Consider the following 13,892-nt stretch of genomic DNA (forward strand, 5'->3'; position numbering starts at 1 on the left):
AGCATTTGTAGGAGCGGCCCATGGCCGCGAATCGCGGGCATGGCCCGCTCCTACAAGGAATACCTAGGTTCGTAGGATGGGTGGAGCTCCGCGATACCCATCAATCCTGAGCGATGGGTATCGCTACGCTCCACCCATCCTACGCCAATGCTCTTGCTGCAAGGCCACACCCGCGCCCATCAGCCCCGGGTATTCGGCGGTTACCAGCCATACCGGAATGCCGGCAAAGTAATCACTCATGCAGCCTTTGTCACTGAAGCTTTTGGCAAAACCGCTGGCCAGAAAGAATTCGGCAAAGCGCGGCACCACGCCGCCGACTATATACACCCCGCCGCGCGCGCCCAGGCTCAGCACATTGTTGCCGGCGGCGCGGCCGAGCCAGACGCAGAACTGCTCCAGCACCGCCATCGCCAGCGCGTCGCCGGCCAGCGCCGCCGCCGTGACTTCTGCCGGAGAACTCAAGCGCGCCTCATGCCCATCCAGGGCGCACATGGCGCGGTAGAGCAACAGCAGGCCGCTGCCACTGAGCACATCCTCGGCGCGCACATGGCCGAGCTGGCGATACAGCTGCTGCCAGAGTTCGGCTTCGCGCGGGCTGCCGATCGGCAGGTCGACATGGCCGCCCTCGCCCGGCAAGGCCAGCCAGCTGCCATCGGCCAGGGTCAGCAAGGTGCCGACGCCCAGACCGGTGCCCGGGCCGATCACCACACAGGGCCGCTCCCCCTCGGGCGTGCCGGGGCAGACCGGCACGCGCTCGTCATCGCGCAGGCGGGTCATGCCCAGGGCCATGGCGGAAAAATCGTTGATCAGCAGCAACTCGCGCACCTGCAACTCGCGGCAGAAGGCCGCGCGGCTGATGCGCCAGTGGTTGTTGGTAAAGCGAAACAGGTCGCCACTGACCGGCCCGGCGCAGGCCAGACAGACCGAATCCACTGCCCCCAGAGGTAGCTCCAGCTCGGCCAGATAAGCCTGAATCGCCGCCTCCGGCCCCGGAAAATCGGCGGTGGCCAGCACCCGCACCGACTCCAGCTGCTCATTGCGCCACAGGGCAAAGCGCGCATTGGTGCCGCCAATATCACCGACCAGGGCCAGCTTCACTGCAGCGACTCCAGACTGGTGGTGAAGGCACTGGCACCCTGCTCCGCCGAGCTGAAGGACTGACGCATAAAGGCGAACAGCTCGCGGCCGCAACCCACGGCATTGGCCAGGGTACCGCGCGCAGGCTCACGCGCGGCCAGTTCGGCGTCACTGAGCAGCACGCACAGTTCGCCGGTATGACCATCGAGACGAATCATGTCGCCGTTACGCACCCGCGCCAGCGGCCCGCCGCCGTATGCCTCGGGGCAGACATGGATCGCCGCGGGGATCTTGCCCGAGGCACCGGACATGCGCCCGTCGGTGACCAGCGCCACCTTGAAGCCGCGGTCCTGCAGCACGCCGAGGAAAGGGGTCATCTTGTGCAGCTCGGGCATGCCGTTGCTGCGCGGGCCCTGAAAGCGCATCACCGCGACGAAATCGCGCTCCAGCTCGCCGGCCTTGAAGGCATCGGCCAGCTGCTGTTGATCCTCGAAGACCAACGCCGGGGCCTCGACCAGCTGGTGCTCCAGGGCCACGGCGGAGACCTTCATCACTCCACGACCGAGATTGCCCTGCATCAGGCGCAGACCGCCCTCGGCGGAGAAGGGATTGGCCACCGGGCGCAGCACGCTTTCGTCGTGGCTCTTGCTCGGGCCGTCGCGCCAGACCAGTTTGCCGTCCTCAAGGAAAGGCTCGCGGGTATAGCGCGAGAGGCCATGGCCGGCCACGGTGTTGACGTTTTCGTGCAGCAGCCCAGCATCGAGCAGCTGGCGAATCAGGAAAGCCATGCCGCCGGCCGCCTGGAAGTGGTTGATATCGGCCTTGCCGTTGGGATAGACGTGGGCCAGGGTCGGCGTCACGGCGGAAAGGTCGGCCATGTCCTGCCAGGTCAGCTGGATGCCCGCAGCGCGGGCGATGGCCGGCATATGCAGGGTGTGGTTGGTGGAGCCGCCGGTGGCGCTCAGGGCGATGATGGAATTGACCAGGCAGCGCTCGTCGACGATCTCGCCCAGCGGCATAAACTGCCCGCTCTGCTTGGTCAGACGGGTGACCTGCTGCGCCGCTTCGTGGCTCAGGGCATCGCGCAATGGCGTATTGGGGTTGATAAAGGACGCGCCCGGCAGGTGCAGACCCATCACTTCCATCAACAGCTGGTTGGTGTTGGCGGTGCCGTAGAAGGTGCAGGTGCCGGGGCTGTGGTAGGCGGCCATCTCGGCCTCCAGCAGCTCGTCGCGGCTGGCCTTGCCCTCGGCATAGCGCTGGCGCACGTCGGCCTTTTCCTTGTTCGACAGGCCGGAAGGCATAGGCCCCGCCGGCACGAACAGGCTCGGCAGGTGCCCGAAACGCAGGGCACCCATCAGCAGGCCGGGGACGATCTTGTCGCAGATCCCCAGGTACAGCGCGGCGTCGAACATGTTGTGCGACAGCGCCACTGCGGTGGCCATAGCGATCACTTCGCGGCTGGCGATGCCCAGCTCCATGCCCGGCTCGCCCTGGGTCACGCCATCGCACATGGCCGGAACGCCGCCGGCGAACTGGCCCACCGAGCCGATTTCGCGTAGGGCCTGCTTGAGCTGCTCCGGGTAATCCTGATAGGGCTGGTGAGCCGAAAGCATGTCGTTATAAGAAGAAACAATCGCCACGTTGGCCGCATTCATCAGGCGCAGGGCCTGCTTGTCCTCGCTGCCGCAGCCGGCCACGCCGTGGGCGAAATTGGCGCATTGCAGCTTGCCACGCTGCGGACCTTCGCTGGCCGCCGCGCGAATCATCGCCAGGTAGGGCTCGCGCGTGGCGCGGCTGCGGGCGATCAGGCGGTCGGTTACCTCAAGTACGCGGGGATGCATGTGGTTGACTCCAGGCTGGTGGATGGCAATATTTTGTACTTAATACAAAAATACTGCCACTTAAAACACTTGATTTCTATCCCTACGGGAATAATCTTGTAATTCCAACAACAAAATAAAGAACGGACCTCAGCCATGACTATCCGCATCGCCATCAACGGCTTCGGCCGTATCGGCCGCAATGTGCTTCGCGCCCTCCACTGCCAAGACTACCGCCAACAGCTGCAGGTGGTCGCCATCAATGACCTGGGCGACAGCGCGATCAATGCCCATCTACTCAAGTACGACAGCGTGCACGGGATTTTCGACGGCAACGTGGAAAGCGATGGCGAAAGCCTCACGGTCAACGGCGACCGCATCGCCGTGAGCGCCATTCGCAACCCGGCCGACCTGCCCTGGCAGGCACTCGGGGTCGATGTGGTCTTCGAGTGCACCGGGCTGTTTACCGAACGCAGCAAGGCCGCCGCCCACCTCGCCGCCGGCGCGCGCAGGGTGATCATCTCGGCACCGGCCAAGGGGGCCGACGCCACCATCGTCTATGGCGTCAATCACGACATCCTGCGTTCCTCCATGCAGATCATCTCCAACGCCTCCTGCACCACCAACTGCCTGGCCCCGGTAGCCCAGGTACTGCAGCGCGAGCTGGGCATCGAACACGGCCTGATGACCACCATCCACGCCTACACCAACGACCAGAACCTCTCCGACGTCTACCACAGCGACCCCTACCGCGCCCGCTCGGCCACCCAGTCGATGATCCCGACCCAGACCGGTGCCGCCGAAGCGGTGGGCCTGGTGCTGCCGGAACTGGCCGGCAAACTGACCGGCATGGCCGTGCGCGTGCCGGTGATCAACGTGTCGCTAGTCGACCTGACCCTGCAGGTCAAGCGCGACACCAGCGCCGAGGAAATCAACCAGCTGCTGCTGAGCGCCAGCCGCACCTCGCCGGTGCTGGGCTACAACAACCTGCCGCTGGTGTCCTGCGACTTCAACCACAATCCGCTGTCGTCGATCTTCGACGCCAACCACACCAAGGTCAGCGGCCGACTGGTGAAAGTCATGGCCTGGTACGACAACGAATGGGGCTTCTCCAATCGCATGCTCGATACCTGCCTGGCGCTATGCAAAGCGGCGTGAAGATCCGTCGCTGCGCCCCCGTAGGAGCGTCGGAGACGCCGAGATCCATGGCCGCGCTAGCGCGGATCGCGGGCATGGCCCGCTCCTACAATGCGTCCTGACAGCGTAAATCGCCTTCCCGGATTGCATCCGGGCTACGCAACCGCCCCCCCGTTAATGCCAGAAGGTGCCGCATCCGTAGGTTGGCGATGAGCCCGCGAAGCCCAACGCAAGGCACACACCCTTTAATCCTTCGCCAAGCAGACCAGGAAATCGCCATGCCGCGTATCAGCTTTACCACCGCCACCCTGCCCGAGCGCAAGCGCATTGCCCTGGTGGCCCACGACCATTGCAAGGAATTCCTGCTCGACTGGAGTGAGCGCCAGCGCGACAAGCTGGCACGTCATCATCTGCTGGCCACCGGCACCACCGGCCTATTGCTCGGTCGTCGCCTTGGCTTGCCGATCGAATGCATGATCAGCGGGCCGCTCGGTGGCGACCAGCAACTGGGCGCGCGTATCGCCGAACAGCGGGTGGATATGCTGGTGTTCTTCTGGGACCCCTTCGAGCAGCAGCCCCACGACCCGGATATCAAGGCCCTGCTGCGCGTCGCTGCGGTGTGGAATATCCCCGTGGCCTGCAACGAGAGCAGCGCCGACTATATGCTCGGCAGCGCGCTGCTGGACCTGGCTCACAACTACCGGGTGCCGGATTACCAGACCTACCTGGATAACCGCCAATAACAGCCCACTAGCCGCCCTCTCGCGTCTCGTTGTCGAGACAACAGTCACGGCTGTCCAACGCCTCCAGCAGCCGACAATGTTCAGCCTCGGCGCTGGTGCAGCCGGCGAGCTTGCTGAGCTCGGCTTTCATCTTCTGCAGATCGCGAATCCGCGCATCGATGGTCTGCAAATGCTCCTGCACCAACTGGTCGGCTTGCGCGCAGGGGCTGTGGGGTTGGGCGGCCAGGCCGAGCAAGGTGCGAATCTCCTCCAGGCTGAAGCCCAGCTCGCGGCCGCGACGGATAAAGCGCAGCCGGCGGATATCGGCGTCCTGGTAATGGCGATAACCCGAGGCGCTGCGCTTGGGCTTCGGCAGCAGTTCGCTGCGCTCGTAGAAACGAATGGTTTCCAGGTTGACCCCGCTCTCGCGGCTCAACCCACTGATGGTCAGCGGCTTGCCCATGGCTTGACTCCGTAGTGACTACTGGGTTTAGCGTAGCGCTCATACCTTTTCAGGAGAAGCCTAATGGGCGTCAATTGCTGCAGCAGCACATCGAACTGCGACACCACCCGCACCAGCACACGCTACCGCAAGATTCTCTGGGCCGCCCTGGTGCTCAACCTGGGCATGTTCGGCGTGGAAATCGTCGCCGGCATGCGCGCCGGCTCGGTATCGCTATTGGCGGACTCGCTGGACTTTCTCGGCGACGCCGCCAACTACGGCATCAGCCTGTGGGTGCTGGGCATGAGCCTGACCCTGCGCGCCAGGGCCTCGCTGTTCAAAGCTCTGTCCATGCTGGTGTTCGGCGTCGGTGTGCTGATCGCGGCGATCTGGCACCTGTTCAGCGGCCAGGTACCCGACGCGCCCACCATGGGCGTGGTCGCCACCCTGGCCTTGCTGGTCAATGTCGGCGTGGCCGCCCTGCTCTACGCCTACCGCGAGGGCGACAGCAATATGCGCAGCGTCTGGCTGTGTTCGCGCAACGACGCCCTGGGCAATATCGCCGTGCTGCTGGCCGCCCTCGGCGTGTTCGGCACAGGCAGCGCCTGGCCGGACCTGCTGGTGGCCAGCATCATGGCCGGTCTGGCGGTCACCTCGTCCTATCAGGTGATGCGCCATGCACGCCAGGAGTTGGCCGAGGAAGCCGCGGCCTGAAGCTAGCAGGCCGCTGAAAAACTACCTGCGTTGGCAATACTGCGTTAAAAACGGCCTCGGAATGCTCATTTACAGCCAGTAAACTCCGCTTCCTCGGCCGTTTTTGCCTTGTCTTGCCTGCCTCGCCTACGGTTTTCAACGGCCTGCTAGGCCTCAAGCAACTGGCCGGCGAGGTAGTCGAGAAAGCAGGTGATGCGCGAAGCCAGCGCGGTATTGCGGTAGTACACCGCATGGATCGGCTGGCGCACCTCGACCGTATACGCCAGCAGAACCTGCACCAGCTCACCGTTGGCGCGGTCGGCGCGGGTCATAAAATCCGCCAGGCAGACGATTCCGGCACCGGCCAGGGCCAACTGGCGCAGGGTTTCGCCGCTGGACGCGCCAAGGCGCGGGGTGATGCTGTAGGCGTCACCAAGGGCATAGCGCAGCGGCCACTGGTTGAGGCTGTCGGGTTGGGTAAAGCCGAGCAGGCTGTGACGGCTCAGCTCCTCGACACTTTGCGGCGTGCCATGGGTTTTGAGATAGGCCGGGCTGGCAAGCACGCGCAGGCAGCTGCTGCCCAGCGGCCGCGCATGCAGGGTCGAGTCGCGCAGCGGGCCGATGCGGATGGCCACATCGGTGCGCTGTTCGAGCAGGTCGATGATCTGGTCGCTGCTGTGCAGTTCCAGCTGGATATCCGGATACTGCGCGCGAAAGCCTGCGATCAATGGCACCACGGCATGCAGCATAAAGGGCGCGGCAGCATTGACCCGCAAACGCCCGGCGGGCTTCTGCCGGCGCAGCTTCATCTGCTCCTCGGCATCCTCCACCGCATCGAGAATCTTGCGCGCCTGGGCGAGAAAGGCCTGGCCCTCCTCGGTCAGCTCCAGGCGGCGTGTGGTGCGGCGCAGCAGGGTGACATCGAGCTTGTCTTCCAGCCGGCTGAGGGCGCGACTGACGCCTGAGGCAGTCTGCGTCAGCTGCTCGGCGGCGGCACTGATCGAGCCGCTGTCCACCACACGAACAAAGGCCTGTAGTTCATCCAGGGTCGTTTTCATTCGTGCATATTAGTCAAATATCCCGTCCGGTAAATCGTATTTATCCGCATTAATCTGCCGGAAACACGCTACCTCGGGCGGCCCCTATGCGGCACTCAGAAATCCACCTTGCCGCGCCCTGCCTTGATCGTGCCGCGAATGCTCTTGCCTTCCAGGCGGCGCTTCTTCGAGCCCAGGGTCGGCTTGGTCGGGCGGCGGGCTTTTTCGGTTTTAGCCGCGCTGCGAATCAGCTCGGCCAGGCGTTCCAGCGCATCGGCGCGGTTCTGCTCCTGGGTGCGGTACTGCTGGGCCTTGATCACCACCACGCCTTCGGCGGTGATACGGCTGTCGCGCAGCGTCAGCAAGCGCTCCTTGTAGAACGGCGGCAAGCTGGAAGCCTGGATGTCGAAGCGCAGATGGATCGCACTGGACACCTTGTTGACGTTCTGCCCGCCCGCGCCCTGGGCGCGGATGGCGGTCAGCTCGATTTCAGCATCCGGGATGTGAACGCTGTTGGAAATGATCAGCATGCTATGAGGAACCAAGAGTAGCGATGGGGCACAGGATAACTCGCCCGTCTTATCAAATAGCGGATTTGGCTTGGCATATGGAAAGAGGCAGTTCTGTAACCCGAATGGCAGTGCTCGCCCAATGTGGAAGCCCAAGCGGTATGAGAATCAATTGGCTGCTTTGCGCTGGACCACAGCCCCCGCCTACGCGGGTTTCTCAACTGCACACCGCCACCCGAAGCGATCCCCTAGCGATGTTCGGCCATCCGTAAAAAGGCACCTCATTGCCCCTCTCTGCAATAGCCAGGTAACGTCGTTAGAGGCCTTTGCCCAGCAACTGCCCGTTAACGGTTTTACCGTATAGATTCACCCCGTCATTGGCGTGGTACTTGTCGCGAGTTTTTTCGATCGAACCGTCGATCAAGCGCGGGTCCTGCGGGCGTTCGTGACTGTTCATAAATGCTGCCACATGCCAGGCATCCTCATTCGACAAGCTCGTGCCTTTGCCCAACGGCATGTTTTCCTTGATGAATGCGGCAGCGGTGTTGATCCGATGCATCCCCGCGCCCCAATTAAACGAGTCCGCGCCCCACAGTGGTGGCAATACATAATCCTCGCCGGCCTTTTGCCCTTCACCGTTCGGGCCATGACACAGCGCACATTGGGCGGTATACACCTGCGCGCCCTTTGCCAGGTCGAACCCGCCCTCAGGTGGCGGCACTTCCGGATAGGCTCGGCCTGGCAGTTCCTGACCGGTGGGTGCGCCGGTTGCCAGCCAATAGGAATAAGCCGAGAGCGCTGCGATGACCGGGCCGTTCGCGTCCGGAGCCTTGCCATTCATGCTGAACTGAAAGCAGCCCTGCAAGCGCTCGGCGTAGGTGTTCACCTTGTCGTTCTTCTTCCGGTACGCCGGGTACATGGTGTACGCCGCCCACAGCGGGGCGGAGTTGGCTTTGCGGCCCTGGTCAAGGTGGCAGTTAGCGCACGCCAGGCCGTTCCCGACATAGTCCGGCGCGTACTTTTTGGTGTCGACAAAGAGGGCGCGGCCTTCCTGTACCAGCTTGCCGAAGGCGTTATCAGGCAGTTGGCTTTCCTTCGGCGGCTGGAAGTAATGGCTGCTGGCTGGTGCCGCTGCTTGGGCGGAGAGTAACGACTGATCCTTCATCGCGATGTCGGCGGCATGAGCGGGCAGGGCAAGTGCGATCAGCAACAAGCTGCTTGTGCAAGCGTTCATTGGCCAGCTCCTGCTTCGGTCAGATTGGCGAAGTACGCCGAAACGGCTTTGATCTCGTCTTGGCTAAGGCTGCGGGCGATATGCCCCATCAGATCGTTCGGATCATTCTTGCGAGTCCCTTGCTGCCAAGCGAGTAACTGCGCAGACAGGTATTGCGCGGATTGCCCCACAAGTGGCGGAAAGGTGTCGCCAACCCCCACACCGCTGGGGCCGTGGCAGGCCACACACTCAGGAATATTGCGCTCCCAGGCACCGCGCAATGCCAGCACGGCACCCGGCTCCTCAGCCAAGGCGGCGCGACTGATCCGTTCGACTGGCGGTTGCGGTTTGCTGGCGAGCATCGCCGTGACAGCGTCCGCTTCCTCGGCGCTCAGGGCCGCAGCAATAGGCTGCATGATCGGGTTGACGCGCTCAGCGGAGGCAAAATCGGCCAGCTGCTTTTTCAGGTAGACGGCGGACAGGCCGGCCAGCCGTGGGAACCCGGCGGCGGCCAGCCCTTCACCCTCGGTGCCATGGCAGCTGGTACATGCCATCGCGGCAGGGTTGGTGCCGCCCTTGCCATAGACCGCGAGTGGATCAGCGGCCTGGGTGGATACGCTTACTGCTAACAGAAGCCCGGCAAGGGGCCAGCAAAAGTCGTTCATGAAGCCTCCACATCACGTGCTCGATAACGGCGCAGGGCCGCCTGGTGGTGGTTTGACGATTCGCGGACAGTCCCCAAAGCCTGATTCAGCGAAGCAGGACGAGGAACACCTTGCTGTTGTTGAACCTCCATTTCAGCCAGCAGTGACAGGTTCGTCTTGAACGGTGTATTGACCTTAGCCTAATTGCTAACAATCGACACCAGCTTGCGCTTCATGCCTGTCATTTGAAGACAATTTTCGGATTTATCTTCTTTAGCCGACTGCAGTGGGGCTGCTTCGGCCAGGCACGCCTTGTGAGAAGTCCATCCTACGGGCCGCCGGTCCCGTCAATACCAGTAGATCGATAAGCATCAGGTCGCATCGTCAGCGTTGACGACGAAATAAGCGCTCGGGGAGGCGACTTGCAGCTGCGCTGCCAGCACGGATCACAGCACTAATTGCCGACAATTTCGGCAAATTCCGCGTGCTGTGTACGCGAACGGACAGAACTCCTTGGCGATTCTCGCCATCATGCAGTGGTGCTGGCAAAGGCCTGGAAGGGATTGCCGTGCCGTTGCTCAAAGGATGCTATGTCGATCTCCACTCATCCGCGTGAAAATCACTTGCTGGCTGCCCTGCCTGACAACGATCTAGCGTGCCTGCTGCCTTTTCTCGAGCTTGTTCCCTTGCTCGCGGGCACGGTGCTGTACGAGCCCGGTGAGCCGATGCGCTATCTCTACTTCCCAACCAACGCCATCGTTTCGCTGCTGTACAGCGTCGAAGATGGCTCGTCGGTCGAGATCGCCATCGTCGGCAATGAAGGGGTGGTTGGCCTGGCCATGTATATGGGCGGCGAGACCCCCCTAAGCCGAGCCGTCGTGCAGAGCAGCGGCTCGGCCTACCGCGCGAAGGGGCAGGTGCTCAAGTCACCCTTCGATCACGCAGGCGCGCTGCAACAATTGCTCCTGCGCTACACCCAGGCGCTGCTCACGCAGATGGCCCAGCGCCTGGTCTGTACCCGCGCGCATTCGCTGGATCAGCAATTCTGCCGCTGGCTGCTGCAGTACTTTGATCACTTGCCGGCTAATACCCTGCAAATGACCCAAGAGTTGATCGCCAGCCTGCTTGGGGTAAGGCGCGGCGGCGTGTCCGAAATGGCCGGCAGTCTGCAGCGTGCCGGGGTCATCAGCTATCGCCGCGGCAGCATTACCCTGCTCAATCGGCCGGTGTTGGAAGGGCGTTCCTGCGAGTGTTATGCGGTGGTCAAAGATGAGTTCGAGCGTTTGTTCCCACGAGCTCTGCGAGTCCCATTTCACTCCGGCGATTACTGCGCCATTGGCAATGGCTAAGCGTCAGCGTGCCAACAGAAATAGGCGTTGTCCAAGTGTCCCGTCGGCCACCAGCGGTAGGTGAAAACCAGGTGCCATCCTAAGGACTGATCGCCATCTGTTCAGTCGTGCTCTGCCCTCTTTTAAGCGCGAATGCCTGGGGTGTCGCGCGCATTCTTCTGCAGACTCATCGACGCTTCGTTGTAGGCATGCTGGCTTGCACATAGCGCCGCTGGATGCGCGCCAGCTCGCCCGAGTGGCGCAGCTGTTCCAGGGCACCGGCCCAGGCGGCGACCAGTTCGTCGTCACAGTCGCGACTGAAGGCGATGTACAGCGAGGCGCGATAGATTTCGATAGGGATCTTGCGCAGCGTGCCAGGGGCGATATTCAACTGGCGGCTGTAGTACGCCACCCCGGCATCGGTGTCGCCGATGATGATGCCGGTGCGCCCGGCCAGCAGCATGCGGTAGAGCTGCAGGTTCACGGTTGCACTTGTGTCGAGGTTGTTGAAGCCCAGCGACTGCAACATCTTGGGTACCAGGCCGGCATGGCGCGTAGTGATCTGCGGGGCGCGCATCAGTTGCTCCAGGGAGTTCACCGGCTGCGGTGCACTGGCCAGCTGATAGGGGTGGATGGACTCTTCCACTATGGGGCCAACCCACTTGTACAAAGGCTCGCGCTCCGCCGTGCGAAACAGCGAGTACATGATGGTCTTGGGCCGGGTCTGCAATACCTGGGTGGTTCGCATACTGGGCAGCAGCACAATCTCGAAATCATCGCCGGTCATTGCCATGATGGTCCGCACGATCTCGGTGGCCATGCCGGTGAGCTGATTGTTCTCCTGGTAGTTGTACGGGGCCCACTCCTCGGTAACGACCTGATACGGCTCGGCCCGGGCCAAAGTGCCGAGCAGGAGACAGAGCAGCGCTGCAGTAGATGTCGATAGCTTCACGTGTTCTGCCTGATGAGCTGTGCGGTGCTCAAGGGTGGAGCGGATGGAAAGACTAGGCCAAGCATAGATGCTGACACCTCTCCCATGCCCGGCGCATGTGCGCAAAAGGGGCAAGTTCGATAGCGCGGGCTGCAGCTTGCTTGCTTTGCCAGCACCTGGCTCGGCTTTGGACGGACGGCGCACAAGCATCGCCTACCCCGCCCGCACCACCTGTACAACCTTCGTATAGGTCAGTCGAGCCTCCACTGCCTAGCCTCACAGGCCGCGCGACTGCCTGCAGCCGGCGGAAACTACTTGGCTGCGGGCATTATGGCCATTTCCTGGACATCTATGCAGCACCACTACCGGCTATCTGCCATTATCATCTACATGCAAACAAAACCTGTACAAAATCTATTTTATGTATAGGATTTGCACAGGACAGCATTCAGCATCTAGCCGTCACCCCACCCGTCGCACGCCGCAGTAGCCCCCCAGGGGCAAGAGGAGTTCATCCTATGTCATCGCAAATGAGCATCGCCCAGCGTTTGGGTCTGGGTTTCGGTCTGATTCTGTCACTGATGATTCTGATCAGCCTGTTCGGGGTGCTGCGGGTCGGCTTTATCGACAGCACCCTGACCGAGGTCAGCGAAGGGGCCACGGTCAAGCAGCGCTATGCGATCAACTTCCGCGGCAGCGTGCATGACCGCGCCATCGCCATTCGCGACGCCGTGCTGGTGGACAACGATGCTGCCCTGAACAGCCAGCTGGCAGAGATTCAGCGCCTCGACGCCTTTTATCAGGAGTCGGCCCAGGCCATGGATAGCCTGCTGCGCGAACAGGCTCCGAGCGTCACCGAACAGCGCCTGCTCAGCGATATCAAGGCCATCGAACGCAGTACCCTGAGCCTGACCGAGCGCCTGATCGCCCAGCGCCGCCAAGGCGATAGCGCTGCCACCCAGGCCCTGCTACTGAGCGAGGTGTCGCCGGCCTACGGTGAGTGGCTCAAGCGCATCAACGGCTTTATCGACCACCAGGAAGAAACCATCGGCCACGATATCGGAGCAGTGCGCGACGCCGCCGGTGGTTTTCGCCTGCTGATTCTGCTGGTTACCGCCGCGGCAATTCTGCTCAGTGCTGGCGTGTCGCTGCTGATCATCAATCAGCTGAAATCCACCCTGGGGGCCGAGCCCCATGAAGTGGCCCAGGTTATTCATCGCCTGGCCGATGGCGAACTCAACCAGCGCATCCAGACCCGCTACCCGGACAGCGTTATGGGTGCCCTGCAGGACATGGTCAAGCACCTGGCCGAGACCATCACCCAGGTGCGCAGCGCCGCCGGCGAGTTGACCCTGTCCTCCGACCAGCTGCTGACCACTTCGGCCAGCAACAACCGACAGATCCGCCTGCAATCCAGCGAAGCCGAGCAGATGGCCACCGCCATCAACCAGATGGCCGCCACCGTCAATGAAGTGGCCAGTTACGCCGCCAGCGCCGCCTCCGCCACCCGTAGCGCCGACAACGAAGTGGCCACCGGCAACCGCGTGGTCAGCGAAACCGCCAGCGCCATCCAGAACCTGGCGAAAACCCTGGAAAGCGCCGCCCAGAGCGTGCAGCAGGTGTCCACTGACAGCGAGAGCATCGAGAAGATCATCGAAGTGATTACTTCGATCGCCGAGCAGACCAACCTGCTGGCGCTCAACGCCGCCATCGAAGCGGCCCGCGCCGGCGAACATGGCCGCGGCTTTGCCGTGGTGGCCGACGAGGTTCGCTCCCTGGCCACCCGCACCCAGGACTCGACCCGGGAAATCCGCGGCATGATCGGCAAGCTGCAGGAAGGTGCCGGCAAGGCCGCCGAAGTGATGCGCAGCAGCCGCCAACTGGCTCAACAGACCGTCGAGCAGACTGCCGTGGCGGAAAGTGCTCTGAACAAGATCAGCACCGAAGTCACCGCCATCAACGATATGAACGCGCAGATCGCCAGCGCCTCGGAAGAACAGAGCGCGGTGGCCGAAGAGGTCAACCAGAACATCAACCGCATCCACAACGCCACTCTGGAAACCTCCGCCGGCTCCGAACAGGTGGCCTCCTCCAGCCGCGAACTGGCCACCCTGGCCAATCGCCTGACCGAGAAGGTCAGCTTCTTCAAGCTCTGACAGGCGCTGGTAAATCCACTCCAGGCCGGGAGGGTGAGCGCCCTCCCGGCCATGGCACTGCGTCAGGGGCCTGAGACCGCCATCAGCCAGCTGCGTCAGTGAAATCTTTGCTTGAAAATTACCAGCGGCCAATTTGCAGCGGCTCGGTTAAGTTAGCGATCTGACCAACCTGAGAGCTGT

At 62.6% G+C, this 13,892-nt stretch carries 13 protein-coding genes and 1 pseudogene; 6 read left to right on the forward strand and 8 right to left on the reverse strand.

Annotation, left to right across the window (positions count from 1 at the left end; all coding sequences use genetic code 11):
• Window positions 1-123: 123 nt before the first annotated feature.
• Entirely contained in the window at window positions 124-1,098 is a 975-nt protein-coding gene (locus WMW70_RS20470; protein WP_341439310.1) for a glucokinase, read from the reverse strand.
• The gene (gene edd, locus WMW70_RS20475; protein ID WP_341439311.1) at window positions 1,095-2,921 is read right to left on the reverse strand and encodes a phosphogluconate dehydratase; all 1,827 of its coding nucleotides are present in this window, start codon (window positions 2,919-2,921) and stop codon (window positions 1,095-1,097) included. The genes WMW70_RS20470 and edd overlap by 4 nt, the downstream gene beginning before the upstream one ends.
• A gap of 135 nt (window positions 2,922-3,056) precedes the next feature.
• Here edd and gap point away from each other — a divergent pair, with 135 nt between their 5' ends.
• Complete coding sequence (gene gap / locus WMW70_RS20480) at window positions 3,057-4,058, forward strand: type I glyceraldehyde-3-phosphate dehydrogenase (protein ID WP_341439312.1); 1,002 nt, start codon at window positions 3,057-3,059, stop codon at window positions 4,056-4,058.
• 257 nt (window positions 4,059-4,315) lie between these two features.
• A complete protein-coding gene (locus WMW70_RS20485) occupies window positions 4,316-4,780 on the forward strand; it encodes a methylglyoxal synthase (protein WP_341439313.1) in 465 nt (154 codons plus the stop codon).
• Between the two features lie 7 nt (window positions 4,781-4,787).
• Here WMW70_RS20485 and WMW70_RS20490 read toward each other — a convergent pair whose 3' ends face one another.
• The gene (locus WMW70_RS20490) at window positions 4,788-5,222 is read right to left on the reverse strand and encodes a MerR family DNA-binding protein (protein ID WP_341439314.1); all 435 of its coding nucleotides are present in this window, start codon (window positions 5,220-5,222) and stop codon (window positions 4,788-4,790) included.
• Between the two features lie 63 nt (window positions 5,223-5,285).
• Here WMW70_RS20490 and WMW70_RS20495 point away from each other — a divergent pair, with 63 nt between their 5' ends.
• The gene (locus WMW70_RS20495; protein ID WP_341439315.1) at window positions 5,286-5,915 is read left to right on the forward strand and encodes a cation diffusion facilitator family transporter; all 630 of its coding nucleotides are present in this window, start codon (window positions 5,286-5,288) and stop codon (window positions 5,913-5,915) included.
• Between the two features lie 146 nt (window positions 5,916-6,061).
• Here WMW70_RS20495 and WMW70_RS20500 read toward each other — a convergent pair whose 3' ends face one another.
• From WMW70_RS20500 to WMW70_RS20515, 4 genes are all read right to left on the reverse strand, one after another.
• Window positions 6,062-6,952 carry a LysR substrate-binding domain-containing protein gene (locus WMW70_RS20500; protein ID WP_341439316.1) on the reverse strand — a complete coding sequence of 297 codons (891 nt, stop codon included), beginning with the start codon at window positions 6,950-6,952 and terminating at the stop codon, window positions 6,062-6,064.
• A gap of 95 nt (window positions 6,953-7,047) precedes the next feature.
• Window positions 7,048-7,461 (reverse strand): alternative ribosome rescue aminoacyl-tRNA hydrolase ArfB, encoded by a 414-nt coding sequence (gene arfB / locus WMW70_RS20505; protein WP_341439317.1) that lies wholly within the window; start codon window positions 7,459-7,461, stop codon window positions 7,048-7,050.
• A 295-nt stretch (window positions 7,462-7,756) separates the two neighbouring features.
• Window positions 7,757-8,674: a c-type cytochrome gene (locus tag WMW70_RS20510; protein ID WP_341439318.1), complete on the reverse strand. Its 918-nt coding sequence runs from the start codon at window positions 8,672-8,674 to the stop codon at window positions 7,757-7,759.
• Complete coding sequence (locus WMW70_RS20515) at window positions 8,671-9,318, reverse strand: c-type cytochrome (protein ID WP_341439319.1); 648 nt, start codon at window positions 9,316-9,318, stop codon at window positions 8,671-8,673. Before WMW70_RS20515 ends, WMW70_RS20510 begins: the two co-directional genes overlap by 4 nt.
• Before the next feature lie 569 nt (window positions 9,319-9,887).
• Here WMW70_RS20515 and WMW70_RS20520 point away from each other — a divergent pair.
• On the forward strand, window positions 9,888-10,646 hold the full coding sequence (locus WMW70_RS20520) for a Crp/Fnr family transcriptional regulator (RefSeq protein WP_341439320.1): 759 nt from the start codon (window positions 9,888-9,890) through the stop codon (window positions 10,644-10,646).
• 166 nt (window positions 10,647-10,812) lie between these two features.
• Here the strand turns inward: WMW70_RS20520 and WMW70_RS20525 are convergent, their stop codons facing one another.
• Window positions 10,813-11,577, reverse strand: a complete 765-nt coding sequence (locus tag WMW70_RS20525; RefSeq protein ID WP_341439321.1) for a substrate-binding periplasmic protein — start codon at window positions 11,575-11,577, stop codon at window positions 10,813-10,815.
• A 509-nt stretch (window positions 11,578-12,086) separates the two neighbouring features.
• Between WMW70_RS20525 and WMW70_RS22175 the strand changes: the two are divergent.
• Window positions 12,087-12,587, forward strand: a pseudogene (locus WMW70_RS22175) (MCP four helix bundle domain-containing protein); the annotation flags it as partial.
• Between the two features lie 420 nt (window positions 12,588-13,007).
• Window positions 13,008-13,712, forward strand: coding sequence for a methyl-accepting chemotaxis protein (locus WMW70_RS22180; RefSeq protein WP_445942180.1), 705 nt, complete (start codon window positions 13,008-13,010; stop codon window positions 13,710-13,712).
• Window positions 13,713-13,892: the final 180 nt, after the last annotated feature.

The organism is Pseudomonas sp. XK-1, from assembly GCF_038069885.1.
Classification (GTDB): Bacteria; Pseudomonadota; Gammaproteobacteria; order Pseudomonadales; family Pseudomonadaceae; genus Aquipseudomonas.

Coding starts and splice junctions, on each gene's coding strand:
- edd (WP_341439311.1), bottom strand. CDS start 2,921: ATGCATCCCCGCGTACTTGAGGTAACCGACCGCCTGATCGCCCGCAGC.
- gap (WP_341439312.1), top strand. CDS start 3,057: ATGACTATCCGCATCGCCATCAACGGCTTCGGCCGTATCGGCCGCAAT.
- WMW70_RS20485 (WP_341439313.1), top strand. CDS start 4,316: ATGCCGCGTATCAGCTTTACCACCGCCACCCTGCCCGAGCGCAAGCGC.
- WMW70_RS20490 (WP_341439314.1), bottom strand. CDS start 5,222: ATGGGCAAGCCGCTGACCATCAGTGGGTTGAGCCGCGAGAGCGGGGTC.
- WMW70_RS20495 (WP_341439315.1), top strand. CDS start 5,286: ATGGGCGTCAATTGCTGCAGCAGCACATCGAACTGCGACACCACCCGC.
- WMW70_RS20500 (WP_341439316.1), bottom strand. CDS start 6,952: ATGAAAACGACCCTGGATGAACTACAGGCCTTTGTTCGTGTGGTGGAC.
- arfB (WP_341439317.1), bottom strand. CDS start 7,461: ATGCTGATCATTTCCAACAGCGTTCACATCCCGGATGCTGAAATCGAG.
- WMW70_RS20510 (WP_341439318.1), bottom strand. CDS start 8,674: ATGAACGCTTGCACAAGCAGCTTGTTGCTGATCGCACTTGCCCTGCCC.
- WMW70_RS20515 (WP_341439319.1), bottom strand. CDS start 9,318: ATGAACGACTTTTGCTGGCCCCTTGCCGGGCTTCTGTTAGCAGTAAGC.
- WMW70_RS20520 (WP_341439320.1), top strand. CDS start 9,888: ATGTCGATCTCCACTCATCCGCGTGAAAATCACTTGCTGGCTGCCCTG.
- WMW70_RS22180 (WP_445942180.1), top strand. CDS start 13,008: ATGGCCGCCACCGTCAATGAAGTGGCCAGTTACGCCGCCAGCGCCGCC.